This window comes from Tepidamorphus gemmatus (assembly GCF_004346195.1).
GTDB classification, from domain to species: Bacteria; Pseudomonadota; Alphaproteobacteria; order Rhizobiales; family Tepidamorphaceae; genus Tepidamorphus; species Tepidamorphus gemmatus.
Genome location: NZ_SMAK01000011.1, coordinates 27,073 through 52,169, shown reverse-complemented (window position 1 = coordinate 52,169; position 25,097 = coordinate 27,073). Strand labels below are relative to the sequence as shown.

Genomic DNA, 25,097 nt, shown 5'->3' with positions numbered 1-25,097 from the left:
GCGCCCGTCACGATTGCCCGCACACGGGCTGTCCGCCGGCCTTCGGTCTCTTGACGACCGAATTGCAGGCATTCTAGCGATTTCCTACAGCGGATGTTTACGACGGTGTTCTAGTTTGGCGACGTAACGTAAGTTATGCTGTGCCAACCCGGGAGCGCCTCGTGGAGTCGTCGAGTTCGGGAAAGCTGCCGCCGTCACATCCGCTGAGCCTCGGCAAGGCGGCCGGCGGACTGGCGATCGGACCGACTGTGACGGGCACCGGCCAGGCGGTCGGCGCGGCCAATCGCGCGGCTCGCGTCCGCCCCGACAAGCGCGATCGCGATCGCGATCGCAGGCGGACTCCAGAGCGGGATACCGACGCGCACACCGCCGGGGCGGCGGATCCCGCCGGAAACGGCCTGCCGGCCCCATCGGACCTTCCGCCGATCGATCATGCCGGATGGCTCGCGCTGGCCGGCTTGCCGCGCTCCGAGGCGCCGACGCTGCCGCCTTCGGGCTCGGACGTCCGTCGTGCCTACCACCTCGATACGGACGAGCCGGAAGGGCCGAGCATCATTCGAACAGCCTGACCCTGCGGTCGAAGCGGCTGCGCCAATTAACCGAGAATTAGGACGCGGCGGCCTAAAAGCGGGGGGTCTCCCAGGAGGGAGCCAACCCTAGTCCGTACGCATCCAGAAGAGGATCGAACCATGTCCGATATCACCCTGTCCGCAGGTGTGCGGCAGAACCTGCTTTCGCTGCAGAAGACGGCAGACCTGATGGCCACGACGCAGAACCGTCTCGCCACGGGCAAGAAGGTCAACTCGGCGCTGGACAATCCGACGAATTTCTTCACCTCTGCATCGCTGCAGGCCCGTTCCAAGGACCTGTCGTCGCTCCTCGACTCGATGTCGAACGGCATCAAGACGCTGGAAGCCGCCGACAACGGCCTGACCGCAATCACCAAGACGCTCGAGTCGATGCAGTCGACCCTGCGCCAGGCCCGGCAGGACAAGTCGTTCAAGACCGAGTCCTTCGCGGTCAATCTGGGTGCGAGCCCGACCGGCACCGAGACCCTTTCCTTCACCGGCGGCGCGGTCGGTACGACGGCCGTTGGCGTGGATCTCACGACCTCGACCGCAACGTTGGCTGGCGGCGCGTTCACTGCCGTTGACTTCACCAACGGCGGTGCGAATGACGGCTCGATCAGCTTCGACATCTCGGCGAATGGCGGAGCCACCCAGACCATCACCATCGCCTATTCCGACGTGAACGGCGTCGCCGCCGATGCGTCTGCGGTGACCGCGGAAGAACTGGCCTCGATCATCAACACCAAGCTGACCGCAGCCAACGTCGACGCATCGGCAACGGTCAATGGCAGCGGTCAGATCGACATCGCAAGCAACCGCACCGACTCGAGCGACGCCAGCCTGACGATCTCCAACTTTGCGGTCGCCAATGGCGCGAGCGGCTCGGGTCTTGCCAACGGCAGCGGCACGGTCGGAAACGTGGAAGCCAAGACGGTTGATCAGCTGGTAACGTCGATCAACAACAGCAACGCTCTCAAGGGCAAGATTCGTGCGTCCAACGATAACGGCAAGCTGCGCATCGAGAACCAGTCGACGCAGGACCTTACCGTCACCGGTGTGAACGCGACCTCGGGTCAGATCGACGGCAGCACCGGCACCAGCAGCATCGTCGGCAACTCCGTCCGAGCTGATCTGGCGGCCCAGTTCAACGAACTGCGTGACCAGCTCGACAAGCTATCGGACGATGCCTCGTTCAACGGCATCAACCTGCTGCGTGGCGACAAGCTGACCCTGACCTTCAACGAGACGGGTACCTCGACGATCGAGATCCAGACGAAGGGTGGGGAGACGATCAATTCCGCCTACCTCGGACTGACGAACATCGAGGAAGCCGATCTCGACGCCGATACCAACATCGACTCGCTGCTTGCGACCGTTGGCACCGCGCTCGGAACGATCCGCTCTCAGGCTTCGGCGTTCGGCTCCAACCTCTCGATCGTCCAGAACCGCACCGAGTTCACCAAGTCGATGATGAACACGCTGCAGACTGGTGCCGACGCGCTGGTGCTGGCCGACTCCAACGAGGAGGCTGCCAACATGCTCGCCCTGCAGACCCGCCAGCAGCTGTCCTCGACGGCGCTGTCGCTGGCCTCGCAGGCCGACCAGGCGGTGCTCCGCCTGTTCTGATCCCCGTCGGGACAGACAACGATCGATGCGGCGGGGCTTCGGCCCCGCCGTTTTGTTTGGCCGGTTCACGGCGCCCTGCAATTGTTCGATTGTTCGCTCAGAATGGCGAAGGGATCGATTCTGCGGAGGGTTGCGCAATGGCTCTGAAGGTCGAGTTGAAGCCCGGCGAACGGTTCATCCTCGGAACCTGCGTCATCACCAACGACAATCAGCGGACCCGCCTCTATATCGAGGGCAACGCGCCGATCCTGCGTGAGAAGGATATTCTGACCCCAGAAACGGCAGATACGCCGGCAAAGAGGATATATTTGGCGGTCCAGATGATGTACCTCATGGGAGAAGATGAAAGCCGACGCAACATTTATTTTGAACTTATCAATGACATCCTCCGCGCGGCGCCCAGTACCTATCCCTACATTGATCGCATCAATAATGAGATATTAACCGGTTCCCTTTACAAAGCTCTTCGGGAAGCGAAAGCTCTCATAACTTACGAAGAGGAACTTCTGACTCATGCACAACTCGGCGGCGCAGGTCTACGGCAGGACGGCCCAGCAGACGGTGAGCCCGCGTGATCTTGAGGCCGACCTCCTGATGAAGGCCGCGGCCAAACTCCAGCGCGTCTTCGATGACTGGGGCAACCGGCGCTGCGAGCTCGATGAGGCGCTACTCTACAACCGGAAACTCTGGACGATCTTCGTGAGCTCGGCGACGCGTCCGGAACATCCGCTGCCCGGACCGGTGAAGCAGAACATCACCAGCCTGTCGATGTTCATCTTCAACCGCACCATTTCGATTCAGTCGGACCCGCGGCCCGACAAGCTGCCGTCGCTGATCACCATCAATCGCGAGATCGCCGCGGGACTGCGCAGCTCGTCATAGCCGCCCGCGCATCGACTGTCTGCCAAGGGCGACCGCGAGGTCGCCCTTTTGGTTGGCAGGGCGGACGGAATACGGTCCGGCGCCGTGCGGTCTGCGGATCATGGCAGCCATGCCGGACCTGGGCAGACGATCGGGCGATGCGACGTCCCGGAAACGGGCAACTGATGCGGCGGCGGCCGCAATCGCGCTCTGCTCCCCTTGCCACCCCGGCAAAAGCGGCCGATCGGGTTGCCGCGGCCGCGGCGCTACGGCAACGCGGTCACAGGAAGCGCGTCAGATTGAGCTGCGACAGCATCGCGGTGACCTGGTAGCTAGCCTCAAGCCGCGTCTGAAGCTGCAGGAGCTTGACACTGACCTCGTTCATGTCGGCAAGTTCGACGCCGGCAACGAGATCCTCGGCCATCGCCTTCGTCGTGGTGTGGCGCGCGTCCGCCTGGCCCGTGACGTACTGGACCGACGCGATCTCGGCATGGACGGCGCTGATCGTCTGCCGCCCGGAATAGGCGATGTTGTTGACGACGCGCTGCGTTGTCGCGAAGTAGCGGTCGCGATCGGTCGAGACACCGGGATCGAAGCTGTCCGCTGCCAGCACCGCAAGGTTCTGGACCATCCAGCGGAACGCCTCCTCATTGGCGCGGGCGCCATAGCCGACGGTGATGTGGTCGTCGATCTTGGCCGAGGAGGTCGCGCGCGGATCGGTGGTTTCCGCATCCCCGGTGTACCAGAACACCGTGTCGGCGGCCGTGGCGGCGCGCAGGCTCGTGGCCGTATCGAACGGCGGCCCATCCACGCGCCGCGGCGGATTGGCCGCGTCAATGTTGAAGAAATCCTCCGCCGCCGCATAGGCGGAGGCCGCGGACAGGTCGATCGACGCTGCAGTGCGCATCGAATCGGTGAGCGCCTGCTGGAAATTCGCCGCGGTCGCGGCCTCGTCGGCTCCGATCTCGAAGGTTCCCCGCTCGCCACCCTGCCCGGCCGCCACCGCGCGAAGCTGCACCGTCGTGGTGGTACCATCCGGCAGGTTGAGGTCGAAGCGGATCGTCTCGCCGGGCTGGGGCTGACCGCCGAAGGAGACATCCACCTCGCTCGGCGCCCCGGCCGGTCCGGTGACGCTCACGCCCGAGAGGGTGCTGGCGACGCCGGCAATCTTGAAGCCGAAGGGGCTTCCGGCGACGTCTTCCGCCACGGTCACATCCGTTCCCGCCGCGGCCGGCACGACGAGACGGCCGAGCCCGTCCGCCCCCAGATCCGCCTGGCGACGCTCGCTGAGATGCTGGCGAAATCCGGCCTGCTGACCGTAGCCATCCAGGATCGACGTCGTTGCTGCGATCGGATTCTTGTCGACCGCCCGCCCGGCAAACAGATAGCGGCCGTCGACCTCACCCGACAGAAGGCCGAGCATCTCGTCCAGGGCCGCCTCCGCGCGCACCTGCAATGCGGTCTGCCCGCCACGGACGAGCTCGAAGTTCGGAACGATCGCATCGGAGCGCGTATCGGAGAGAATCGAACGCATCCGGTCGAATGACTGCGCCATGACATCGGTGCGCAGCTGCACGGTGCCGATCACGCTCTTGTAGGATTCGATCTGCGCAACACGGGCGCGCATCGAGACGGACAGCGTCCGATCGCTGCCGAGTTTACCGAACGTGGTCGCCTTCTTGCCGGTGGCCAGCTGACGCTGCAGATCCAGCATCTGCGCGCGCATCTCGACCAGCCCGCGGGTCCAGCCGATTGACTTCGACAGGCTCGAAATCGACATCTTCGATCACACCCTCAGCAGAAGGTCCATCATTTCACGAAATGCGGTGACGATCCGCGCATTGGCCTGATAGGCGGTCTGCAGCTCGATCAGATTCGCCATTTCCTGGTCGATGTTGACACCCGACTCGGCAACGAACCGTTCCTGGAGCTGGGCAGAGACCATCTCCTGAGCCGAAGCGGCCTTGTAGACGTCGCTCGCCATGGCGCCCTGATAGGAGATCACCCGCTGGATGAAGCCGCCGAGCGTACCCGTATAGGGCGTTGACCCCGCCACCTTGGTTTCCGGCGCGAAGGTGAAGACGGCTTCCGAGAGGCGGCGGAGCAGTTCTGCGGGCCGCGCCGGGTCGCCCTCCATCGTGCCCGAGCCGTAGCGCACGAGCAGCGCGTTGTCGTTCAGCAGCGCAGGATTGACGCTGATCCGCCCCGCGAAACCGAGCTGCTGCGGAATGGCGTCGAGATTGCCCGTATAGGGAAACCCGCCATCGACGAACAGCGGAATGCCAAGCCCGGACGTGAAGTCGGTCGCGGTGATGCCCGCGGAGAGCGCGTCGATGCTCGAGGTGTTGTGCGAACCCTCGGCCAGTCCTGTCGCCAGTCCGACGGACGGATCGGAAAAGCTGATGCTGAAGCCGGTTGCCGGCGTGTCGCCACTGATCACCAGATCGCCCGCCACGATCGACGCGCCAATCCCTGGAATGGCATCGATGAACGCCTGCAGATCCTGGCCGGTGGAGGTTGCGGTGAAGGCATATGAGTAGTCGGTGCCGCCGACCGAGACCGTGATCGACTGACCGGCGAGGGCGGACAGATCGAGTGTCGAGCCGTCGAGTCCATAGCCGACGCCCGAGGACGTCGTTTGCCCGGCGCCGTCGTCCAGGAAGCGCAGGATGTCGCCGCCCGGCGCCGAGACCTGGATCGCGCCGCCGAGCGCCGCCTCGATCTGCGCAGCCGCGGTCGCCATGCCGCCCGAAATGTCGAAACCGATGACGACATCATCCCGCTCCGGCGTCACATTGTCCGGAAGCGGCAGCGCCGCAGGGTCGGTCACCGGGATCAGGGTCAGCTTGCGCTGTACTCCGTCGACGGTAACGGTCATCGAGATCCGGTCGCCGGGCTGAATTCCGGCGAGGTCGATCTCGCGGCCCTGCTGGGTACCGCTGGTGACCGCACCGGAGGCGACACTGTTCGTCGACAACGCCCGGGCGAGACCGTCGGCGATGGCGTCGAGCTGCGCCTGCGCGTCCACCAGATACTTGTCGCGCAATTCCAGGAGTGCGGCGATCTTTCCGGAGCGGATCTGATTGTCGGCGATCAGGTCGATGCTGCCGCCGTTCGGAGTGACGATCTTGATCGTTCCGACGCCGCTCAGGCTTGCGTCCGAATTGTAGAGCGACTGCGCGGTCACCATCCCGCGTTCGTCGAACACGAGCTGCGCCGGCAACGGATCGAGCAGCGACATGCCGGACTGCGTCATGATGCTGACGACACCGCGCTGGCGCTCGATCACCCGAATGTCGAGCAGCTCGCTCAGTTCGGCGATGTAGTTGTCGCGCAGGTCGAGGAGATCCGCCGGCGGCGACTCGATCTGCGGGCTGCTGCCGATCTGCTGGTTGACCTCGGAAATGCGGTTGAGAAGTTCGTTGACGCGCTGCACTGCGTCACCGATCCCGCGTTCCGCCTCGAGCCGCATCGCCTGGATGTCCGCCGACATCTGGTTCAGCCGAGAGGCGAGGACCTGGGCATCGCGCAGCACCTGTTCGCGCGCGATATAGGAATCCGGTGTCGCTGCAAGCTCCGCCATCGAGTTGCGGAATGCCGAGAACAGCGTATCGACGCCGACCGACGACCCCGGTTCGGCATAGATGTTGTCAAGCTGGGTGTAGTAGCTGTTCAGGATGCGGACATAGCCTAGGCCGGCATTCTCCTGGCGGATCTGCCGAACCAGCAGGTCGTCGACCTGCCGCTTGACGTCACCGGAGACGACCCCGGTGACGTTCGCGCCCATGACCAGCGATGTCTGACCGATCGTCTTGCGCGTGTAGCCTGGGGTATCGGCGTTGGCGACATTGCGCGACACCACGTCGAGCCCCGCCGTGATGACCTTCAACCCCTGCAGCGCGGTGCCGAGAACCCCGTTCATTCCCATGGCGACGTTCCGATCGGTTCACGATGCTGACTGCGATCCGGTTCGCCTCAGCGGATCATGTTGAGCGCTTCCTGCAGCATCTCGTTGCTGGTGGTGACGATGCGGGTGCCCGCCGCGTAGGCCTGCTGCGTGACGATCAGCTTGGTGAACTCGTCGGCGATGTCGGTGTTCGAGCTCTCGATCGCCGCGCCGATGATGTTGCCCTGCGCGCCGAGCATCGCGGGCCCCGAATCCTGCGTCACCGCGAAGGCGCCGCCGTCCAGCTTCTGCAGCTTGTTTTCCGCATTGAAGCTGGCCAACCGCACCTCGTAGAGATCGACCGTGCGGCCGTTGGTGTAGCTGGCGACGATGCGTCCGGCCGCCGATATCGACACGCCCACCAGTTCGCCGGCCGCATAGCCGTTCTGAACGAGTTCCGTCACCTGCACATTGCCGTTCGAATCGGCGAACTGGGTGATGCCGTTGGTGCCATGGTTGAGCATGATGTCGCCGACGCTGACGCCGTTGACGGTCACATTGGCGATGTTGACGCTCGGAATGTCGGGATCGAGCTGGCCGCTGGCATTGAATACGTAGTCCTGCCCTACATTCTGCCAGGCCGGGGCGGTGCCGGTGGCACTGGAGTTGGTTTGATAGAACAGGTTCCAGGTGTCGGGGCTGCTGCTGATCTTGGCCCAGCGCATCTGGATGTTCACGGCGTTGCCGGTCGAGTCGTAAACGGTCACGGCACCGCCAGCGATGGACTGGTTCAGGAAGTCGTCGACGTCCTGCCCCTGCACGAAGCCGTCGCCCGAGGCGCGCGGATCGTTGTTGTAGCTGGCCGGATTGAGCAGTTCGCTACCCGGTATCGCCGGATCGGCATCCGTCGTCTTCGGGTAGGCGGCGAGATTGGCGCGCAGATTGATCGACGTGGTCTGCTTGGCGGGCAGGAAGTCGTTGGTGATCTGCACCGGCTCGGGCTGGCTGCCGACCAGATTGCCGGTCTGCGGATCGACCCGGATCGCCTTCAGGTAATAGCCGGCGCCGTTGACCAGATAGCCGTTGCGATCGAATTCGAAGTCGCCGCGCCGGGTGAAGTAGTCGACCCCCTCGAAGACCGGCTTGCCGTCGGCCACATCGGCACGCCTCTCCACCATGAAGAAGCCATTGCCGTTGATGCCCATGAAGGTCGGCGTCTCCACCGACCTGAGATCGCCCTGGATGTTGTTGGTCGCGCGGGTCGAGACCTGCACCGAACCGGCGAGCTGCTTGTAGTAGGGCGAGGCCGGCACGAGGTCCGCAAACGACGTCTCGGTTCGCTTGAAGCCGATCGTCTGCGAGTTCGCGATGTTGCCGGAAATGTGCTCGAGCGCGAACGACTGCGCCTTCAACCCCGCCACCGCGGTCGCCAGAGCCCCGTAGATACCCATGGTTCGAAAATCTCCACGCATGTCCGGACCGCGTCCGGACGACTGGTTCCCGCTCGCTCCTACGCAACCTCCATGCCAGTTCCGGAACCCTGTTGAATCAATAGGATCGGATGGAATCCCGCCGCACGGGACACGATCCGGCCGGCAAGAGCTGACACGCGCGGGAAAAATCTGCCGGTCGGTTCTGGCGATGCGGCCGCTTCTGCGCTACCTGTCGGCTCGCCGACACAGGGAGCCCTTATCAGATGCGTTTCGAAGGGACCGGGAACTACGTCGCCACGGAAGACCTCAGGATTGCCGTCAACGCAGCCATAACCCTCCAGAGGCCACTGCTGGTCAAGGGCGAGCCTGGAACAGGCAAGACCGTGCTGGCCCACGAGATGGCCAGGAGTCTCGGCGTCCCGCTGATCGAATGGCACATCAAGTCGACCACAAAGGCCCAGCAGGGTCTCTACGAGTACGACGCGGTCAGCCGACTGCGCGACAGCCAGCTCGGCGACGAGCGGGTGCACGACATCCGCAACTACATTCGTCGCGGCAAGCTGTGGGAGGCGTTCACCTCCGAGACGCGGCCGGTCCTGCTCATCGACGAGATCGACAAGGCCGACATCGAGTTCCCCAACGACCTGCTTCAGGAACTCGATCGCATGGAGTTCCACGTCTACGAGACCGGCGAGACGGTGCGGGCGGCCAACAGGCCGATTGTCGTCATAACCTCCAACAACGAGAAGGAGTTGCCCGACGCCTTCCTGCGGCGTTGCTTCTTCCACTACATCCGCTTTCCCGACAGGGAGACGATGGCCGCGATCGTCGATGTGCACTTCCCGGGTCTGAAGAGGCGACTGCTGCAGGAGGCACTGTCAGTCTTCTACGATGTGCGCGAGGTGCCGGGCCTGAAGAAGAAGCCATCGACCTCCGAGCTTCTCGACTGGATCAAGCTGCTGGTGGCCGAGGACATCGACGAGACCGCACTGCGCGAGCGCGACCCCAAGAAGCTCATCCCGCCGCTGCATGGTGCGCTGCTCAAGAACGAGCAGGACGTCCACCTGTTCGAGCGGCTGGCCTTCATGGCGCGCCGGGAGAGCCGTTGACGGGATGATCACGGCGACTTGAAGCGTCGTGAGCAATCCTCGCGCCGTGGCGCCGCCGTAGTCCGGGCAACCTCCACCGCGGAGGTCACTCAGACACGGGAGCACGCCATGATCCTTTGCAGAAATGCCCTGTTCGGTGCGGCGGCGATCCTCGCCGCCGTCGTGTCCGCGCCGGCCCTTGCCGGTTCCGGCAAGACCATCGTCGATGCAGCTGCCGCCTCCCCGGACCATACCACCCTCGTCGCCGCCGTGACAGCCGCCGGGCTGGCCGACACGCTCGCCGCCGAAGGGCCGTTCACCGTCTTCGCGCCAGTCAATGAGGCCTTCGCCGCGTTGCCCGAGGGAACGGTCGACACGCTGCTGGAGCCGGCCAACAAGGACCAGCTCGTCGCCGTGCTGACCTACCACGTGGTGCCGGGCCGGCTCGAGGCCGCCGATCTCGTCGAAAAGGCCAAGGCCGGCGGCGGTACCGCCACGGTCGAGACCGTCCAGGGCGAGAACCTGACCGTCTCTCTGGATGGTGACGCGGTCATCGTGACCGACGCCAAGGGCGGGTCCGCGACCGTGACCGTGGCCGATCTCGGCCAGGCGAACGGCGTCATCCACGTCATCGACGCGGTCCTGCTTCCCTGATCACACCGATCGGGGCCGCCGGCAGCCACCGGCGGCCCGACGCTTCCTCGCCGGTTGCAACCAATGCGACTGATTGGAACACCGCCACGGTTCCGCTAGGATACTGTAGGGTTCTTCTGAGTCCTGCCGCTGTCGGCAGACGGAGGGCCGCGTTGCACGAGGGCAATTGCGCGCTACCCGCAAGGGAAGCAATCACGGGAACCAGCACATGCAATCCAGATTGAAGTTGATTGTGGGAGCGGTAGTCATTTCGATCGGAATGGCCGGATCTGCCGCCGCCCAGTCGCATGCCGCCTGCGACGCCTATGCGCGCGACTATGCCAAGAACGTGTCCAGCGGTGCAGAGGTGATCGGCGGCGCGGCGATCGGCGCCGGCATCGGTGCGGTCGCCGGGGCGATCATCGGCGGCAACAGCCGCAGCGCTGGCACGGGCGCGCTCATCGGCGGCGGCACCGGGGCGGTGGCCGGCGCCGCAACGCATTCGCAGCGCTACAAGGATGCCTACAACTACGCCTACTACAACTGCATGAACCAGCGCGCGGCGGTTCCCGCCAGCGGCGGCTATCAGCCCTGGACTCCGGCCTGGTATCAGTACTGTTCGTCGAAGTACAAGTCGTTCAACCCTCAGACCGGCTACTACACCACCTACGGTGGTCAGAAGAAGTTCTGCCAGTAGGCAGGATGCGATCCCGTTCCGGACGAGGCTGGCCGCCGGGCCCCGCATGGCCCGGCGGTTCGATTTCGGGGAGACATGTCGGGTAATGACCGAACAGATCGTGCGAAGCTGCGATGACGGCGTGATGGTGCTGCGGCTGAACCGTCCGGACAAGAGGAATGCCATGACCGGCGCCATGTATCAGGCGCTCGCCGATGCGCTGACAGACGCCGAAGCGGATCTCGGCATCCGGGCGATCGTGCTCCTGGGCACGCCGGGAACGTTCTGCGCAGGCAACGATATCAACGACTTCCTCAGCCGATCACCGGACACCCCGTCGCAACCCGTCCAAGCGTTCCTGTACGCACTGGCAAGGTCGAGCGTGCCGATGGTGGCCGGCGTCGACGGCGATGCGGTCGGCATCGGCACGACGATGCTGCTTCATTGCGACATGGTGCTCGCCACGCCTCGCGCGCGGCTGCGCCTGCCCTTCGTCAATCTCGGCATCGTCCCGGAGGCCGGCTCGACGCTGCTCCTGCCGCGCATTATGGGGCATGCCCGCGCGGCGGAGCTGGTGATGCTCGGCGAGCCCGTGGGCGCAAGCCGGGCCGTCGAGCTCGGCCTCGTCAACCGTCTGGTCGAGCCGGACGCGCTGGAGGCGGAGACGCTGGCGGTCGCATCCCGTCTGGCCGCACAGCCGCCGGGCGCGCTGCGCGACACCAAGCGACTGCTGAAGGGCGACCGGGGAGCACTCGAGGCCACCATCGCCGAGGAGATTCGTATCGTCGCCAAGCGGCTGGGCTCAGCGGAGGCGCGAGAGGCCTTCACAGCCTTCCTCGAGAAGCGCCCTCCGGACTTCTCGAAGCTCCGCTGAGAACCAGCCAGACATCGCGCCATGCCCCGCCTCCTGCTGCTGCGCCATGCGAAGTCTTCCTGGGAGGATCCGTCCCGGACCGACTTCGAGCGTCCGCTGAACAGCCGTGGCCGGTCCAGTGCGCCGCTGATGGGTGCGTTCATGGCGCAGCGCGGCCTGCTGCCGCAGCGGGTCGTCTGCTCCGCCGCCCAGCGCGCCGTCGAAACACTTGCGCTGATCCTGCCGCACCTGTCGACCGACATGGACATAACCGTCACCCGGCGGCTCTACGAGGCCGACGGCGAGGGCTACCTCAAGGCGATCCGGACGGCCGGCGGCACCGCCGAGACGCTGCTGTTGGTCGGCCACAATCCGGCGATGGAAGATGTCGCCGGGATCCTGGCAGCGGCCGGCGAGGCTACAGCTCTGGCCGAGATGCAATCGAAGTTCCCGACCTGCGGCCTTGCCGTCATCGACTTCGACCAGCCGCGATGGCGCGATGTCGGGCCCGGTGCCGGACGCCTGACCGGATTCCACACGCCGGCCAGCGTCGGCAGCTGACGCCTATTCCGTTTCCCGCTTCTCGGGCCTACATAAGCCTCGACACCGACCGGAAGGCGCGGACTTGGCATCGATCACCATCGCCGACGAGGCACGTCTGGCCGTCGGCAACATCCTCGATTTCGCGACCGGCCTGGTCACCCCCACGCTCCGCCTCGGCGTGACCGGCCTGTCGCGGGCAGGCAAGACCGTGTTCATCACCGCGCTCGTGCACAACCTCGTTCACGGTGGGCGGCTGCCGGTCTTCGATGCCATGTCGCAGGGGCGGCTGGTGCGCGCCCGCCTCGACCCGCAACCCGATGATGACATCCCCCGCTTCGCATATGAGGACCATGTCGCCGCGCTGACGGGTCCCGACCGCCACTGGCCGGACTCGACACGCCGGGTCAGCGAATTGCGGGTCACGATCGACTACGAGTCCGCCACCTTCTGGGGCCGCAATCTTGGACCGGGACGGCTGCATCTCGACATCGTCGACTATCCGGGCGAATGGCTGCTCGACCTGCCACTGCTCGCCCAGAGCTACGCCGAATGGTCGTCGCGCGCCGTCGCGCTTTCCCGCCGCCCGCCCCGCGACAGGCTTGCGAGCGCATGGCACGCGCATCTGAACACGCTCGATCCCGCGGCGCCCGAGGACGAGGCGGCGGCCCGGCGGGCGGCGGAGCTGTTCACCGGATATCTGCGCGACTGCCGGGACGAGCGATTCTCGCTGTCGGCACTGCCACCTGGCCGCTTCCTGATGCCGGGCGACCTTGAGGGTTCGCCCGCGCTCACCTTCGCGCCCCTCGACATCGCGCCTGACGCCCGCGCGCCGCGCGGCTCGCTGCAGGCGATGATGGAACGCCGCTACGAGGCCTACAAGTCGGTCGTCGTAAAGCCGTTCTTCCGCGATCACTTTGCCCGGCTCGATAGGCAGATCGTCCTCGTCGATGCCCTCCAGGCGCTCAACGCCGGTCCCTCCGCCCTGGCCGACCTCGAATCCGCGCTCAGCGAGATCCTCGCCTGCTTCCGACCTGGCCGTACCTCCTGGCTGTCGCGCATTCTGACGCGCCGGGTCGACCGCATCCTGTTCGCCGCCACAAAGGCCGATCATCTGCACCACCGCAGCCACGACAGGCTGGAAGCGATCCTCAGCCGCATCGTCCGCACGGCCGCCGATCGCGCCTCGTTTGCCGGTGCCGCCGTCGACGTCGTGGCCCTCGCCTCGGTGCGGGCGACCCGGGAAGCGCGCGTCAGACAGGGTCGGGAGATGCTCGACTGCATCGTCGGCGTCCCGGAGGCCGGACAGACCGTCAATGGCGAGCTGCTCGATGGAACCGAGGAAATCGCCATATTTCCCGGCGACTTGCCTGAGAATCCGGATTCAGTTTTCGAAACCCCTGAATCGATCTTTCAAGTCCCTGAATCGGTGTCTGAAGAAGCCGCCGAGACCTACCGGTTCATACGGTTCCGTCCGCCTCGCGTTCAGCGCACCGCCGAGGGAGCGACCCTGTCGCTGCCGCATATCCGCCTCGACCGGACGCTGCAGTTCCTGATCGGAGACCGGCTGGCATGACCAACGAGCGTATCAGACGTCCGGTCGCGTTCCGGCTGAGCGATCCGGGCGTGACGGTGGAGGAGCCCGCGGTGACATCCGCCGGCCGCCGCAAGGCGGCTGGCGCAGTGGTGATCCCGGAACCCGACATCTCCGGCTCCGACATCGGTCCGGGCACCCTGCCGGGTCCGCTCGTCCCGCGGCGGCGCGGTCTGCCATGGGGCCGCATTTTCGCCGGAACTGTCGCGACGTTCCTGACCTTCGCGGTCGGTGTCTGGGTCACCGACTTCGTCGTGTCGCTGTTCCAGCGCGACGATGTGCTGGGGTGGATCGCGGCGGTGCTCGCCACCGCGGTCGCACTGGGCCTGGCCGGCCTGGTCGGGCGCGAGGCCGTCGGCCTCGCCCGCCTCGCACGCGTCACCCGGTTGCGTGCGGATGCCGAGGCCGCCGCCAGCGCCGACGATCGCGAGGCGGCGCGCGCGATCGTCCGACAGGTCATCGCGCTCTATGCCACCCGCCCGGAGACGGCCCGTGCACGCGCCGAGGTGGAGGACCATGCCGGCGAGATCATCGACGGCCGCGATCTCCTGCGGCTCGCCGAGCGCGAACTGATGGTTCGCATCGACCGCGAGGCTCGTGCGCTCGTCACAGGCGCCGCCCAGCGGGTCTCGGTGGTGACAGCCATGAGTCCGCGCGCACTGATCGACATCGTCTACGTGATCGTCGAGACGCTGCGGCTCGTGCGCCGGATCGCGACGCTGTATGGCGGCCGCCCGTCGGGGCTGGCGATGATCCGGCTGATGCGGCTCGCGATCGGCCACCTCGCCGTGACCGGTGGCATGGCACTCGGCGACGGGCTGGTGCAACAGCTTGTCGGCCACGGCCTCGCCGCCCGGCTGTCCGCCCGCCTCGGCGAGGGCATGATAAACGGCATGATGACAGCGCGGATCGGCCTCGCTGCGCTGGACGTGTGCCGTCCCCTGCCCTGGCTCGCTGGCCCGCCGCCGGGCCTCGGCGACGTGATGGCGACGCTGGCGGGCACCGGACTGAAGAAAGACGATTGACCGGACGCGGCGACACGCCTCATTACGGTGCCGTCGCTGCATTATGAATGTTCCTGTCGACGAAAGGTGCCGTCCATGCGCCGTCTTCTGTCCATCTTCCCGATGTCGGCTACCTTGCTGCTGGCGCTGCCCGCCAATCCCGCATCCGCCGATGCACTTCTGGACAGTCTCAAGGGGACCTGGCGGGGCTCCGGCGCCGTGCGCACCTCCGGCAGCACGCCCAGCGAGAAGGTCGTCTGCCGGGTCGAGGGCGCCATGGATGGGCCCGGTGACCTTCTGAAGCTCGACGGCCGCTGCGGCGGCGAGGGTTTTACCGGAACATTTCAGGTGACAATCGCCTACGACGCCGGCCGAGGGCGCTATACGGCCGTGTGGCGCGACTCGCTCGGCTCCAAGAGTCCGCCGCTGACAGGTCTCAAATCCGGCAATCGGGTCGTCTTCCGCATCGGCCACAACGATTTCGAGTCCGAGGGCCGCGCGGTCTCCACGCTCGTGGTCGATCCGCAGTCGGCGACACGACTGCGCATCACCGGCCAGACCATCCCGGCACACGGCGGTGCCGAATTCGTCTCGGCAGACCTCGTCTTCGACCGGAGCTGACCGGCCGCGGCGCACTATGCAACGGCCTCGACCACCACGTCGGCCGCGTCGGCTTCGCTCGATTCGGCGGCTGCCACCTTGTGCCGGGCAGGACGGTGATGCTAGCTCAACCGGTTATCCCAGTGGCGAGGCGGCATGTTTGTCACCTTCTTCCACGAGCTGAAATCGGCCGGACTGCCGGTGACCCTGCGCGAGTTCCTGACGCTCATGGAGGCGCTGGAGCTCGACCTGGCGGATAAGAAGGTCGAGGATTTCTACTACCTCTCGCGCGCCTGCCTGGTGAAGGACGAGCGCAACCTCGACAAGTTCGACAAGGTATTCGGCCATGTCTTCAAGGGCATCGAGCGCGTCTCGGACGGGATCGAAGCCGAGATCCCGGAGGAGTGGCTGCGGAAGCTTGCCGAGAAGTACCTCACGGACGAGGAAAAGGCCGAAATCGAGGCGCTCGGCGGCTGGGACAAGCTGATGGAGACGCTGAGGGAACGGCTGCGCGAGCAGAAGGGGCGCCACCAGGGCGGTTCGAAATGGATCGGGACGGCCGGAACCTCGCCGTTCGGCGCCTATGGTTACAACCCGGAGGGAATCCGCATCGGCCAGGACGGCAACCGCAACTTCCGTGCCGTGAAGGTCTGGGACCGACGCGAATTCAGGGACCTCGACGATTCCGTCGAACTCGGCACGCGGAACATCAAGGTGGCGCTGCGCCGTCTGCGCCGCTTCGCCCGCACCGGTTCAGCCGACGAGCTCGACCTCGATGGCACCATCCGCCAGACCGCGCACCGGGGCTGGCTCGACCTGAAGTTCCGACCCGAACGGCGCAATGCCGTGAAGGTCCTCGCCTTCTTCGACATCGGCGGCTCGATGGACTGGCACGTCAAGATCTCCGAGGAGCTGTTCTCGGCGGCCAGGAGCGAGTTCAAGGTGATGGAGCACTTCTATTTCCACAACTGTCTGTACGAGTCGGTGTGGCGGGACAACCGTCGACGCTGGCAGGAGCGCACCCCGACATGGGACGTGCTCCACAAGTTTCCGTCCGACTACAAGGTGATCTTCGTCGGCGATGCCTCGATGAGTCCCTACGAGATCACCCAGCCGGGCGGCTCCGTGGAGCACTTCAACGAAGAAGCCGGCGCCACCTGGCTCAGCCGGCTGCTCGACGTCTACGAACACGCTGTCTGGCTCAATCCCGTGCCCGAAAAGCATTGGGACTTCACCCCCTCCATCCGCATGATCCGGCAACTGTTCGGGAACCGGATGTACCCCCTGACGATCGAAGGCATCGACGCGGCAATGCGCGAACTGGGCCGGTGAGGATCGGTTGAACGGGCCTCACCCCGGCCACAAATGCCGGTGATAGCTCTCGCACGGCCGATCGGTTGCCCCGGCTGTCATGCAGTTGCCCCGACCATGAATTCCCCCACCGACGAAAGACACCCGGGATCGCTGCACGCGGATTCCCCACTGCTGACGCCAGAGGCGGAACTGGCGGCGGAGTCCATCGCCATGCCCGCAGCCCCCAACGAGCCTGTGAAACGCCGGCGCGCAACGTCCGGCCACTCGAGGCGCGCAATCCTCGCGACGACATCCGGCGCGCCGGTGAACGCCAGGGTTCGGACCGCCTCGTCACGCCCGGCAGCGCAGCAGTTGCACAAGCCGGCGAAGGCACGGGAACCGCGGCACATCGCATCGACGCCAAGCGAGCCGGCAGCATCAGCCGCCCCCTCGTCGGCGCAGAGGTCTTCGCCCTTGCCAGGCGGGCAGAAGCGGCGCGAGTCGTCTCCGCAATCCCCAGCCCACCGCGCGCGCCATCCCGGTCCGTTTCCGATTGCCCCGCCGCTGTCGCCCTACAGGGCCTTGTTGCGATCGGTACATCGGTGGCTGCCAGACCCGGTGGGACGCCTTGAACGCGTCAGCACCGCCACCGACGTCGCGCTCGACGGGCAGATCGTCGCCGGACCCAATCTGCGCCACGCGCAGCCATACCGGCCGAGCCCACGCCCGCTCGTGCGCCGGCTGATCAGGGCGCTTCCGGGGCCTCTTGATCAGACAACCTTTGTCGATATCGGCTCCGGCCGGGGCCGCGTCGTCTTCGAGGCGGCGGCGCTTCCGTTCGCGCGCGTCGTCGGTATCGAGTTCGCCGAAGCGCTGCACGAGGATGCGATGCTCAACCTGCGGCACTGGCCAAGGGCGCGGATGCGCTGCCGCAAGGTCGATTTCATCTGGGCCGATGCCCTCGACGCACCGCTGCCGTCTGGCGACCTGGCTGTCTACATGTTCGATCCGTTCGACGAGCGCACGACCTTGCGCATGGCAGCGCGCCTGGCCGAGCACGGCCGCACCGCCCGTGTCAGCGTCGTCCTCGTCGGCATGCGCGACCTGACCGTGTTCCGCGAGAGCAGCGCCTTCGCCGAATTGCCACTGCCTCGCGCCCTGTCGGTCTGGGTTGCCCTGTTCAGTCCCTATTCCGTCCGCATGTTCGAGGCTGTGCCACACTGACCGGTCCCGTGTCCCGCGAGCGCACGCCAGTCGGGACTTAACCTTAAGGAGCGGTTTGGAACTTCCGGCGATTGCGCTGCGTCGGGACCGTGTGCATTTTGCGCAACGATCCTGGGAGGAGGCGATGCAGGAACTTCTGTTCGAGGCGGCGCCACTGGTCACCGGCATGCTCGGCCTTTCGACCCGGTCGGCCCGCGCGTCTGCCGATCCGATTCCCGATACGCTCGCCCTCGCCACGATCCGCAACCCCGCCACGCTCGAGACCATCGCCAGGGATTGGCGCGACCTCGAGTCAGCGCCCGGATCGCGGACCACACCCTTCCAGACCTTTGACTTCCATCGCATCTGGGCGCGGCATTTCGCCAGCGATGACGACCTGCGCGTCATCACCGTCCGTGAGAGGGGGCGGCTGGTCCTGATCCTGCCGCTGGTGGTCGGCCGCACGCCCGTGGGCCGGGTCGCCCGCTGGGCCGGCGATCCGATCCTGCAATACGGCGACGTCGTCGCGGCCCCCGACGGGGATGTGATACCATGGCTCGATGCGGCCTTCGCGGAGCTCACCCGGCCCGGTGATATCAGTGTGCTGACGCTGCGGCGCATCCGCGCCGACGCGGCCATTGCCGACTGGGCCGCGAGGCGCCTCGACGCGGTCGGTGCTGCCGAAAAGGCGATGGAAATCGACCTGTCCGGGTTCACCGAGCCGGGCGACTATGCGAGGGCACGGTCGTCGCGAACGGCGCGCAACCGACGGCGGCGCAACAAGCTGGCGCAGATCGGCGACGTCGCCTTCCGGATGGTCGACGGCGGCGAGGAGGCACGCAAGCTCGCCCGCGCCGCGCTCGATCTCAAGCGGCACTGGCTCGAGCAGCAGGGCCAATACTCCAGGGCCCTAGCCGACCCGCGCACGACGGCCTGCCTGGTCGACATGGCTGCACACGAGCCCGCCGACAGTGGCGTCGTGACTGCCAGCCTCGAGGTCGGCGGAAGGCCGGCGGCGGTTGAGATCGGCATGGTGCACAATGGCCGCTACTGCGCCTTCCTCGGTGCCTTTGACCCCGCCTTGTCCAAGTACAGTCCCGGACAGGTACAGATGCAGGACAGCATCGAGTGGTGCATTGCACGCCGACTGGGCTGCTACGACCTGATGGCTCCGGCCGACGAATACAAGCGTCAGCTGGCCGGCCGCGCGGTGTCGGTTCAGGACTATACCGGGCTGCTCGGGCTGACGGGACTGCCGGCAGCCATCTGGTCGACCTATGCGCCGCGCTGCGCCAAGGCAGCCTTCCAGATCCTGCCTCGCGGCCTGCGCAACGTCATCCGCACCCGCATCGCCTGACGGGCCATCCCGGTTGCGCCCCGGCTCGACAGAGGGGTAGTGCTGCGCGCAAAGTGCGGCGCACAGGCCAGCGGGGACGTCCGCGCCGCAAACGGAGGCCACATGTACGGCGACGATGGCAGGGATGACATTCCGACCACGAACGAGGAAATCGTTCATTGGCTGCGCAGCCGCTCGATCGACGAGGTCGAGTGCCTGGTTCCGGACATGACCGGAATGATGCGCGGCAAGATCGTCCCGCGCGAGGATTTTATCCGCAACCTCGGATCGGGCCTGAGATTGCCCGAGACGATCCTCCTGCAAGCGGTCACCGGCGATACGGTGTGGGATACGCGCATAGCTTCGGAGACCGATCAGGACATCCGGACGATCCCCGACGTGACGACGGTGCGCATCGTGCCGTGGTACGAGGAGCCGACGGCCCAGGTGATCTGCGACGTGGTTTACAACGACGGTAGGCCAGTCGATTTCGCGCCGCGCTCGGTGCTGAAGCGCGTCCTCGGGCTGTATCGGGAGAAGGGGCTCAAGCCAATCGTCGCACCGGAACTCGAATACTACCTGGTGGAGAAATCCGACGATCCGGACCTGCCGCTGTCGACGCCTGTCGGCATCTCGGGCCGCAAGGAATCCGGCCGTCAGGCCTATGGCATCGAGGCCGCCAACGAATTCGATCCGGTCGTCGAGGAGATCTACGCCTATTGCGAGGACTCGCGCATCGAGATCGGCACGATGGCCCACGAGGCCGGCCCCGCCCAGCTCGAGATGAACTTCCTGCACGGCGATCCGCTCGAGCTCGCCGACCAGGTTTTCCTGTTCAAGCGGGCCGTGCGCAAGGCGGCGCTGAAGCATGGCATGTTTGCGACCTTCATGGCCCAGCCGCACGAGAACGAGCCCGGCTCGGCGATGCATGTCCATCAGTCCGTGGTGCGGTCGAGCGACGGGTCCAACATCTTCGTCGATACCGACGGCGAGGATTCCCCGGCCCTGTTCCACTACATCTCCGGCCTGCAACGCCACGTACCCTCGGCGATGGCGCTGTTCTGCCCGAACGTGAACTCGTTCCGGCGCATCCGGCTCGAATCCGATGCCCCGATCAACGTCCACTGGGGGCGCGACAATCGCACCTGCGGCCTGCGCGTGCCCGACTCGCCCCCCTCGGCGCGGCGCGTCGAGAACCGCGTGCCGGGTGTCGATGCCAATCCGTATCTCGCCTTTGCCGCGACGCTCGCCTGCGGGCTGATCGGGCTCGAGGAAAAGATAGACCCCGCGCCGGTCGTCACCATCGACGCGCACACCCTGCCATTCGGGCTGCCGCGACACCATCACGAGGCGCTGGAGATGCTGGGCAAGAATGCTCCGCTGCGCGAGGTGCTCGGCAGCCGCTTCATCGCCGCCTTCACCGAGGTGAAGCAGCTGGAATGGCAGCTTTACAACCGGGTTATCTCCAGCTGGGAGCGCGAATATCTGCTGCTCAACGTCTGAACGGCCCGGAGTATCCCTGCTTGCAGAGGGTGACGCGTCGGGGCTTCAAGCACCGCGACGGCCGATCGTCCCCGCGCTGCGCGCATGCCGGGCAATCTCCACGATCTGCCGACGGTCGCAGGCGACTGCGCCGTACCGGATCGCCTTGCTGCGCTCCCAGGCGGTCAGGTCGTAGTGCGGGACCGCCGTCTTCGGCGGCCCCTGATAGGACGAGCCGTGGAGGCCGAGATCCGCGGCGAAGCGATGCAGCTCGTCGGTGTCGTCGGCAAGCAGATGGCACCAGCGGCGCCCGTGCCGCACCCATACCGCATCATCGACATAGACCGCCAAGGATGGACGCCGGCAGGCTCAGCCGGCGACACCAAGCTTCTTCTGAAGGCTCGTCGAAGAGGTCGTGTACTGGAACACCAGCCGCTTCTCCGGATAGACGATACGGTGCGCGGCCTGGGCCATCAGCGCGGCCTCGTGGAAGCCCGACAGGATCAGCTTCAGCTTGCCAGGATAGGTGTTGATGTCACCGATGGCGAAGATGCCTGGTTCCGACGTCTCGAACTTCTCGGTGTCGACCGGGATCAGGTTCTCGTCGAGGTTGAGACCCCAGTTGGCAACTGGCCCGAGCTTCATGGTAAGCCCGAAGAACGGCAGCAGCCGGTCACAGCTGATCAGCGTCTCGCTCTTGTCGTCGGCCCTGACCGTGATCGCCGACAGTTCGCCGTCCGAGCCCGTCAGCGTCGAGACCTGTCCGAGCATGAAGTCCATCTTCCCGGCCTCGACCAGCGCCCGCATCTTCTTGACGGAGTCCGGCGCCGCCCGGAACGCGTCGCGGCGGTGGATCAGGGTGACCCGCCTGGCCAGCGGCTGCAGGTTCAGCGTCCAGTCGAGCGCCGAATCGCCGCCGCCGACGATCACCACGTCACGATCGCGGAACTCCTCCATGCGGCGTACCGCGTAGAAGACCGACTTGCCTTCATAGTCCTCGATGCCGGCGATCGGCGGGCGCTTCGGCTGGAAGCTGCCGCCGCCGGCCGCGATCACTACCACCTTCGCCTCGATCTCGAGCCCCTGGTCGGTACCCAGCCGGAAGCCGCCCTCCGGCAGCCGCTCCAGCCTCTCCACCATGTGACCGTAGTGAAAGGTCGGCTGGAACGGGGCGATCTGTTCGAGCAGCCTGTCGGTCAGCTCCTGGCCCGTGACGACCGGAAGCGCGGGAATGTCGTAGATCGGCTTTTCGGGATAGAGCTCGGCACACTGGCCGCCCGGCTTGTCGAGAATGTCGATCAGATGCGCCTTCATGTCGAGCAGACCGAGCTCGAACACCGCGAACAGGCCCACCGGCCCGGCGCCGATGATGGCGACATCGGTTGCGATCGGAGATTTCGTCAGCAATGGTACATCCCTCGCTTCGGGGCGCCGGTCCCCTCAGGGGCGGCGGCGCATCCACGGTCGGTTGCCCAGCGGCACCTCGTTCCGCTCTCCGACGGGCTGGAGGTAGATCGTCACCTCGGGCATCCGTCCTTCCGCGAGCGCACGCCGCGTCGGCTGGTGACTTATGGCAAAGGACGAGAATCCGCAACGCAGCATGAACGGAATCTGATCGATCAGAACGTCGCCGGTGGCGCGCAGTTCGCCGGTGAAGCCATGCCGCTCCCTGAGCAGCCGCGCGCTGGAGAAGGCGCGCCCGTCCGAGAACACCGGAAACGCCAGCGCCACCATCGCGATGCGATCGAGGTCGGGGACGAGGTCCTCGACAGGCTCGTCCGGCTTCAGCTCGACGCCGATCTCCCAGTCGTCGAGGCTGTTGCGGCCGCGCTCCTCCTCCCAGCGAGCTTTCGACAGCAGGATCGGGCCGCTGCCGGGCAGCGCCTCGTCCTCGCCGACACGTCGCCAGCGGTCCGCGACGAACCCCTCGTCGCGGCTCCAGATCTCGATCGGCTCGCTCATTGCCTGCCCGCCGGGATGATCCTGACCAGTGCACCGTTGCGGGTGAGATGGATACCGCATTCGGTCTTGCCTGTCCCGCGCCAGCGACCGGCGCGCTCGTCCTCGCCCGCCGCCACCGGACTCGTGCAGGGCGCACAGCCGATCGACGGATAGCCCCGCGCCACCAGCGGATGCGACGGCAATTCGTGGATCGTCATGTAGGCGCTCACATCCGAGGCGTCCCAACCGGCGAGCGGATTGACCTTCAGTCGGCGTCCGTCGCGCTCGACCAGCGGCATCGTCCTGCGGCTCGCGGTCTGGTGCCGACGCCGTCCGGTCAGCCAGACGTCGAACCCCGCGAGCGCCCGCTCGAGGGGCTCCTCCTTGCGCAGGGCGCAGCACAGATCCGGGTCGACCGCATGCAGACCGCCCGCCGGATCGAAACGCCTGAGCGCTTCGGGATCCGGCGCGACCGAACGTACGTCGCTGAGGCCCAGCCGTTCGATCAGTCGGTCGCGATGGGCCAGCGTCTCGGGGAAGTGCTTTCCCGTCTCGAGGAAGATCACCGGGGTCGACCGGTCGACCTGCGCGACGAGATGCAGGAGGATTGCCGAGTCGGCGCCAAACGACGAGACGACGGCCGTCCTGCCCGGCGCGAGCTCGCCGAGGGTATAGGCAACGAGATCGCGCGCCTGCGCGCCGGTGAACAGCCTGTCGAGGACGGCCGGGTCGGGCCAGGTGTCCGCCGTGCAGCACACCTCCGCCCCCGGGCTGATCGCTCCCGGCCGCGGGCTTCCGTCAGCGGCCATAGAGCGCCTCCTGGAACGGTTTCTTGCCGAGACGGCGATATGCGGCGAGGAAGCTCTCCTGCGGCGTCTCGCGCAGCTTCAGATAGGTGTCGACGATGGTTTCAACGGCATCCACCACTTCGTCGGTGGAAAAGCCCTTGCCGACGATCTCTCCGATGGCTGCGTCCTCGCCGCCGTTCTCGCCGCCGGGCGCACCGCCGAGCGTGATCTGGTAGAATTCCTCGCCCTTCCGGTCGACGCCGAGAATTCCGATGTGGCCGACATGATGATGGCCGCAGGCATTGATGCACCCGGAAATCTTGATGGCGAGGTCACCGATCTCCGACTGACGCCTGGTGTCAGCGAACCGCTCGCTCAGGCGCTGGGCGACCGGAATGGACCGGGCATTGGCGAGCGCGCAGTAATCGAGGCCCGGGCAGGCGATGATGTCGGTGATGAAGCCGGCATTCGGCGTCGCCAGTCCTACCGCCTTGAGCTCGGCGTGAAGTGCCGGAAGGTCGTCCTTGCGGACATGCGGCAGGATCAGGTTCTGCTCATGGCTGACGCGGATCTCGTCGAAGCTGAAACGTTCGGCAAGCTCGGCAACCTTGTCCATCTGGTCAGCCGTCGCGTCGCCCGGAACGCCGCCTATCGGCTTCAGCGAGATCGTCACCGAGACATAGCCCGGCTGCTTGTGGGGATGGCTGTTGCGTGCCACCCACAGGGCAAGATCGCGATCGCGGAGTCGGGCCTCTTCCAGGATGCGGCTCGTCCGCGGCAGGTCTTCGAACGACGGCGGGGCGAAATAGGCGGAGATCGCTTCGCGCGCCTCGACCGGGACGTCGAGCGCACCACCGCGCAGCTCGGCGAATTCCGCCTCGACCTGTTCGCGAATTTCCTCGAGACCGCGCTCGTGCACAAGGATCTTCACCCGCGCCTTGTACTTGTTGTCGCGCCGGCCGTAGCGGTTGTAGACGCGCATGATCGCCTCGAGATAGGCGAGCAGCTCCTGTTCGGGCACGAAGTCGCGGATTTCCTTCGCGAGCATCGGGGTCCTGCCCTGCCCGCCGCCGACGAAGACGCGGAAGCCGAGGCCGCCGCCGGGGCCGCGCCTCAATTCGAGGCCGATGTCGTGGACGCGGATTGCCGCCCGGTCGCGCGCCGCGCCAGTCACGGCAACCTTGAACTTGCGAGGCAGGAAGGAGAACTCCGGATGCAGGGATGACCACTGCCGGATGATCTCCGCCCACGGCCTCGGATCGTCGACCTCGTCGGCCGCCGCGCCGGCGAAATGATCGGTGGTCACGTTGCGTATGCAGTTGCCCGAGGTCTGGATGGCATGCATCTCGACCTCGGCCAGTTCGGCCAGGATGTCGGGCAGATCCTCCAGCCGTGGCCAATTGAACTGCAGGTTCTGCCGGGTGGTGAAATGGCCGTAGCCCTTGTCGTAGGTGCGCGCGATGTAGGCAAGCTTGCGCATCTGCCGCCCCGACAGCGTGCCGTAGGGTATCGCGATGCGCAGCATGTAGGCGTGCAGCTGCAGATAGACGCCATTCATCAGCCTGAGCGGCTTGAACTGCTCCTCGGTCAACTCGCCAGACAGGCGGCGCGCCACCTGGTCGCGGAACTGCGCAACCCGGTCGCGTACGAAGGCGTGGTCGAATTCGTCGTAACGGTACATGGTCAGTTGC

24 protein-coding genes are annotated in these 25,097 nt (G+C 66.1%); 16 read left to right on the top strand and 8 right to left on the bottom strand.

Annotated elements, in window-relative coordinates:
- The first annotated feature begins 140 nt into the window (after positions 1 to 140).
- From EDC22_RS15215 to flaF, 4 genes are all read left to right on the top strand, one after another.
- A complete protein-coding gene (locus tag EDC22_RS15215; RefSeq protein ID WP_132807538.1) occupies positions 141 to 569 on the top strand; it encodes a hypothetical protein in 429 nt (142 codons plus the stop codon).
- A 120-nt stretch (positions 570 to 689) separates the two neighbouring features.
- Entirely contained in the window at positions 690 to 2,195 is a 1,506-nt protein-coding gene (locus EDC22_RS15210; protein ID WP_132807537.1) for a flagellin N-terminal helical domain-containing protein, read from the top strand.
- Positions 2,196 to 2,332: 137 nt separating this feature from the next.
- Entirely contained in the window at positions 2,333 to 2,770 is a 438-nt protein-coding gene (flbT, locus tag EDC22_RS15205; protein WP_132807536.1) for a flagellar biosynthesis repressor FlbT, read from the top strand.
- Positions 2,757 to 3,077, top strand: coding sequence for a flagellar biosynthesis regulator FlaF (gene flaF / locus EDC22_RS15200; protein ID WP_245499785.1), 321 nt, complete (start codon positions 2,757 to 2,759; stop codon positions 3,075 to 3,077). Before flbT ends, flaF begins: the two co-directional genes overlap by 14 nt.
- Before the next feature lie 259 nt (positions 3,078 to 3,336).
- Here the strand turns inward: flaF and EDC22_RS15195 are convergent, their stop codons facing one another.
- Genes EDC22_RS15195 through EDC22_RS15185 form a run of 3 tightly spaced genes read right to left on the bottom strand, consistent with a single transcriptional unit; the run spans position 3,337 to position 8,393 of the window.
- Entirely contained in the window at positions 3,337 to 4,836 is a 1,500-nt protein-coding gene (locus EDC22_RS15195; protein WP_132807534.1) for a flagellar biosynthesis protein FlgL, read from the bottom strand.
- 6 nt (positions 4,837 to 4,842) lie between these two features.
- Complete coding sequence (gene flgK / locus EDC22_RS15190; protein WP_132807533.1) at positions 4,843 to 6,984, bottom strand: flagellar hook-associated protein FlgK; 2,142 nt, start codon at positions 6,982 to 6,984, stop codon at positions 4,843 to 4,845.
- 47 nt (positions 6,985 to 7,031) lie between these two features.
- The gene (locus EDC22_RS15185) at positions 7,032 to 8,393 is read right to left on the bottom strand and encodes a flagellar hook protein FlgE (RefSeq protein WP_132807532.1); all 1,362 of its coding nucleotides are present in this window, start codon (positions 8,391 to 8,393) and stop codon (positions 7,032 to 7,034) included.
- 245 nt (positions 8,394 to 8,638) lie between these two features.
- Between EDC22_RS15185 and EDC22_RS15180 the strand changes: the two genes are divergently transcribed.
- From EDC22_RS15180 to EDC22_RS15125, 12 genes are all read left to right on the top strand, one after another.
- Positions 8,639 to 9,484 (top strand): AAA family ATPase, encoded by an 846-nt coding sequence (locus EDC22_RS15180; RefSeq protein WP_132807531.1) that lies wholly within the window; start codon positions 8,639 to 8,641, stop codon positions 9,482 to 9,484.
- Between the two features lie 108 nt (positions 9,485 to 9,592).
- Positions 9,593 to 10,117: a fasciclin domain-containing protein gene (locus tag EDC22_RS15175; protein WP_132807530.1), complete on the top strand. Its 525-nt coding sequence runs from the start codon at positions 9,593 to 9,595 to the stop codon at positions 10,115 to 10,117.
- Positions 10,118 to 10,376: 259 nt separating this feature from the next.
- Positions 10,377 to 10,793, top strand: a complete 417-nt coding sequence (locus EDC22_RS15170; RefSeq protein WP_132807529.1) for a BA14K family protein — start codon at positions 10,377 to 10,379, stop codon at positions 10,791 to 10,793.
- Between the two features lie 85 nt (positions 10,794 to 10,878).
- Positions 10,879 to 11,646: a crotonase/enoyl-CoA hydratase family protein gene (locus tag EDC22_RS15165; protein WP_132807528.1), complete on the top strand. Its 768-nt coding sequence runs from the start codon at positions 10,879 to 10,881 to the stop codon at positions 11,644 to 11,646.
- A 21-nt stretch (positions 11,647 to 11,667) separates the two neighbouring features.
- Positions 11,668 to 12,186 (top strand): SixA phosphatase family protein, encoded by a 519-nt coding sequence (locus tag EDC22_RS15160; RefSeq protein WP_132807527.1) that lies wholly within the window; start codon positions 11,668 to 11,670, stop codon positions 12,184 to 12,186.
- Positions 12,187 to 12,250: 64 nt separating this feature from the next.
- Positions 12,251 to 13,741, top strand: a complete 1,491-nt coding sequence (locus EDC22_RS15155; protein WP_132807526.1) for a YcjX family GTP-binding protein — start codon at positions 12,251 to 12,253, stop codon at positions 13,739 to 13,741.
- Positions 13,738 to 14,784 carry a YcjF family protein gene (locus EDC22_RS15150; RefSeq protein WP_132807525.1) on the top strand — a complete coding sequence of 349 codons (1,047 nt, stop codon included), beginning with the start codon at positions 13,738 to 13,740 and terminating at the stop codon, positions 14,782 to 14,784. The genes EDC22_RS15155 and EDC22_RS15150 overlap by 4 nt, the downstream gene beginning before the upstream one ends.
- Before the next feature lie 75 nt (positions 14,785 to 14,859).
- Positions 14,860 to 15,384 (top strand): DUF1579 family protein, encoded by a 525-nt coding sequence (locus tag EDC22_RS15145; protein ID WP_132807524.1) that lies wholly within the window; start codon positions 14,860 to 14,862, stop codon positions 15,382 to 15,384.
- 135 nt (positions 15,385 to 15,519) lie between these two features.
- On the top strand, positions 15,520 to 16,695 hold the full coding sequence (locus EDC22_RS15140) for a vWA domain-containing protein (RefSeq protein WP_132807523.1): 1,176 nt from the start codon (positions 15,520 to 15,522) through the stop codon (positions 16,693 to 16,695).
- A gap of 579 nt (positions 16,696 to 17,274) precedes the next feature.
- Entirely contained in the window at positions 17,275 to 17,880 is a 606-nt protein-coding gene (locus EDC22_RS15135; RefSeq protein ID WP_132807522.1) for a class I SAM-dependent methyltransferase, read from the top strand.
- A 124-nt stretch (positions 17,881 to 18,004) separates the two neighbouring features.
- Entirely contained in the window at positions 18,005 to 19,216 is a 1,212-nt protein-coding gene (locus EDC22_RS15130) for a GNAT family N-acetyltransferase (protein ID WP_132807521.1), read from the top strand.
- A 102-nt stretch (positions 19,217 to 19,318) separates the two neighbouring features.
- A complete protein-coding gene (locus EDC22_RS15125) occupies positions 19,319 to 20,698 on the top strand; it encodes a glutamine synthetase family protein (RefSeq protein ID WP_132807520.1) in 1,380 nt (459 codons plus the stop codon).
- 45 nt (positions 20,699 to 20,743) lie between these two features.
- On the opposite strand, the gene EDC22_RS15120 is transcribed toward EDC22_RS15125, so the two are convergent.
- Genes EDC22_RS15120 through EDC22_RS15100 form a run of 5 tightly spaced genes read right to left on the bottom strand, consistent with a single transcriptional unit; the run spans position 20,744 to position 25,087 of the window.
- Positions 20,744 to 21,028 (bottom strand): DUF4031 domain-containing protein, encoded by a 285-nt coding sequence (locus EDC22_RS15120; RefSeq protein WP_132807519.1) that lies wholly within the window; start codon positions 21,026 to 21,028, stop codon positions 20,744 to 20,746.
- An 18-nt stretch (positions 21,029 to 21,046) separates the two neighbouring features.
- The gene (locus tag EDC22_RS15115) at positions 21,047 to 22,081 is read right to left on the bottom strand and encodes an NAD(P)/FAD-dependent oxidoreductase (RefSeq protein ID WP_132807592.1); all 1,035 of its coding nucleotides are present in this window, start codon (positions 22,079 to 22,081) and stop codon (positions 21,047 to 21,049) included.
- 36 nt (positions 22,082 to 22,117) lie between these two features.
- Complete coding sequence (locus EDC22_RS15110; RefSeq protein WP_132807518.1) at positions 22,118 to 22,639, bottom strand: DUF934 domain-containing protein; 522 nt, start codon at positions 22,637 to 22,639, stop codon at positions 22,118 to 22,120.
- Positions 22,636 to 23,427 carry a phosphoadenylyl-sulfate reductase gene (locus EDC22_RS15105; RefSeq protein WP_132807517.1) on the bottom strand — a complete coding sequence of 264 codons (792 nt, stop codon included), beginning with the start codon at positions 23,425 to 23,427 and terminating at the stop codon, positions 22,636 to 22,638. Before EDC22_RS15105 ends, EDC22_RS15110 begins: the two co-directional genes overlap by 4 nt.
- Complete coding sequence (locus tag EDC22_RS15100) at positions 23,417 to 25,087, bottom strand: nitrite/sulfite reductase (protein WP_132807516.1); 1,671 nt, start codon at positions 25,085 to 25,087, stop codon at positions 23,417 to 23,419. The genes EDC22_RS15105 and EDC22_RS15100 overlap by 11 nt, the downstream gene beginning before the upstream one ends.
- Between the last annotated feature and the right edge of the window lie 10 nt (positions 25,088 to 25,097).

Bases quoted from the DNA above. Each gene is read 5' to 3' on its own strand.
- EDC22_RS15105 (WP_132807517.1), bottom strand. From the start codon at position 23,427: ATGGCCGCTGACGGAAGCCCGCGGCCGGGAGCGATCAGCCCGGGGGCG.
- EDC22_RS15185 (WP_132807532.1), bottom strand. From the start codon at position 8,393: ATGGGTATCTACGGGGCTCTGGCGACCGCGGTGGCGGGGTTGAAGGCG.
- flgK (WP_132807533.1), bottom strand. From the start codon at position 6,984: ATGGGAATGAACGGGGTTCTCGGCACCGCGCTGCAGGGGTTGAAGGTC.
- EDC22_RS15140 (WP_132807523.1), top strand. From the start codon at position 15,520: ATGTTTGTCACCTTCTTCCACGAGCTGAAATCGGCCGGACTGCCGGTG.
- EDC22_RS15100 (WP_132807516.1), bottom strand. From the start codon at position 25,087: ATGTACCGTTACGACGAATTCGACCACGCCTTCGTACGCGACCGGGTT.
- EDC22_RS15145 (WP_132807524.1), top strand. From the start codon at position 14,860: ATGCGCCGTCTTCTGTCCATCTTCCCGATGTCGGCTACCTTGCTGCTG.
- EDC22_RS15130 (WP_132807521.1), top strand. From the start codon at position 18,005: ATGCAGGAACTTCTGTTCGAGGCGGCGCCACTGGTCACCGGCATGCTC.
- EDC22_RS15175 (WP_132807530.1), top strand. From the start codon at position 9,593: ATGATCCTTTGCAGAAATGCCCTGTTCGGTGCGGCGGCGATCCTCGCC.
- EDC22_RS15150 (WP_132807525.1), top strand. From the start codon at position 13,738: ATGACCAACGAGCGTATCAGACGTCCGGTCGCGTTCCGGCTGAGCGAT.
- EDC22_RS15160 (WP_132807527.1), top strand. From the start codon at position 11,668: ATGCCCCGCCTCCTGCTGCTGCGCCATGCGAAGTCTTCCTGGGAGGAT.
- EDC22_RS15195 (WP_132807534.1), bottom strand. From the start codon at position 4,836: ATGTCGATTTCGAGCCTGTCGAAGTCAATCGGCTGGACCCGCGGGCTG.
- EDC22_RS15125 (WP_132807520.1), top strand. From the start codon at position 19,319: ATGTACGGCGACGATGGCAGGGATGACATTCCGACCACGAACGAGGAA.
- flbT (WP_132807536.1), top strand. From the start codon at position 2,333: ATGGCTCTGAAGGTCGAGTTGAAGCCCGGCGAACGGTTCATCCTCGGA.
- EDC22_RS15180 (WP_132807531.1), top strand. From the start codon at position 8,639: ATGCGTTTCGAAGGGACCGGGAACTACGTCGCCACGGAAGACCTCAGG.
- EDC22_RS15165 (WP_132807528.1), top strand. From the start codon at position 10,879: ATGACCGAACAGATCGTGCGAAGCTGCGATGACGGCGTGATGGTGCTG.
- EDC22_RS15110 (WP_132807518.1), bottom strand. From the start codon at position 22,639: ATGAGCGAGCCGATCGAGATCTGGAGCCGCGACGAGGGGTTCGTCGCG.
- EDC22_RS15170 (WP_132807529.1), top strand. From the start codon at position 10,377: ATGGCCGGATCTGCCGCCGCCCAGTCGCATGCCGCCTGCGACGCCTAT.
- EDC22_RS15210 (WP_132807537.1), top strand. From the start codon at position 690: ATGTCCGATATCACCCTGTCCGCAGGTGTGCGGCAGAACCTGCTTTCG.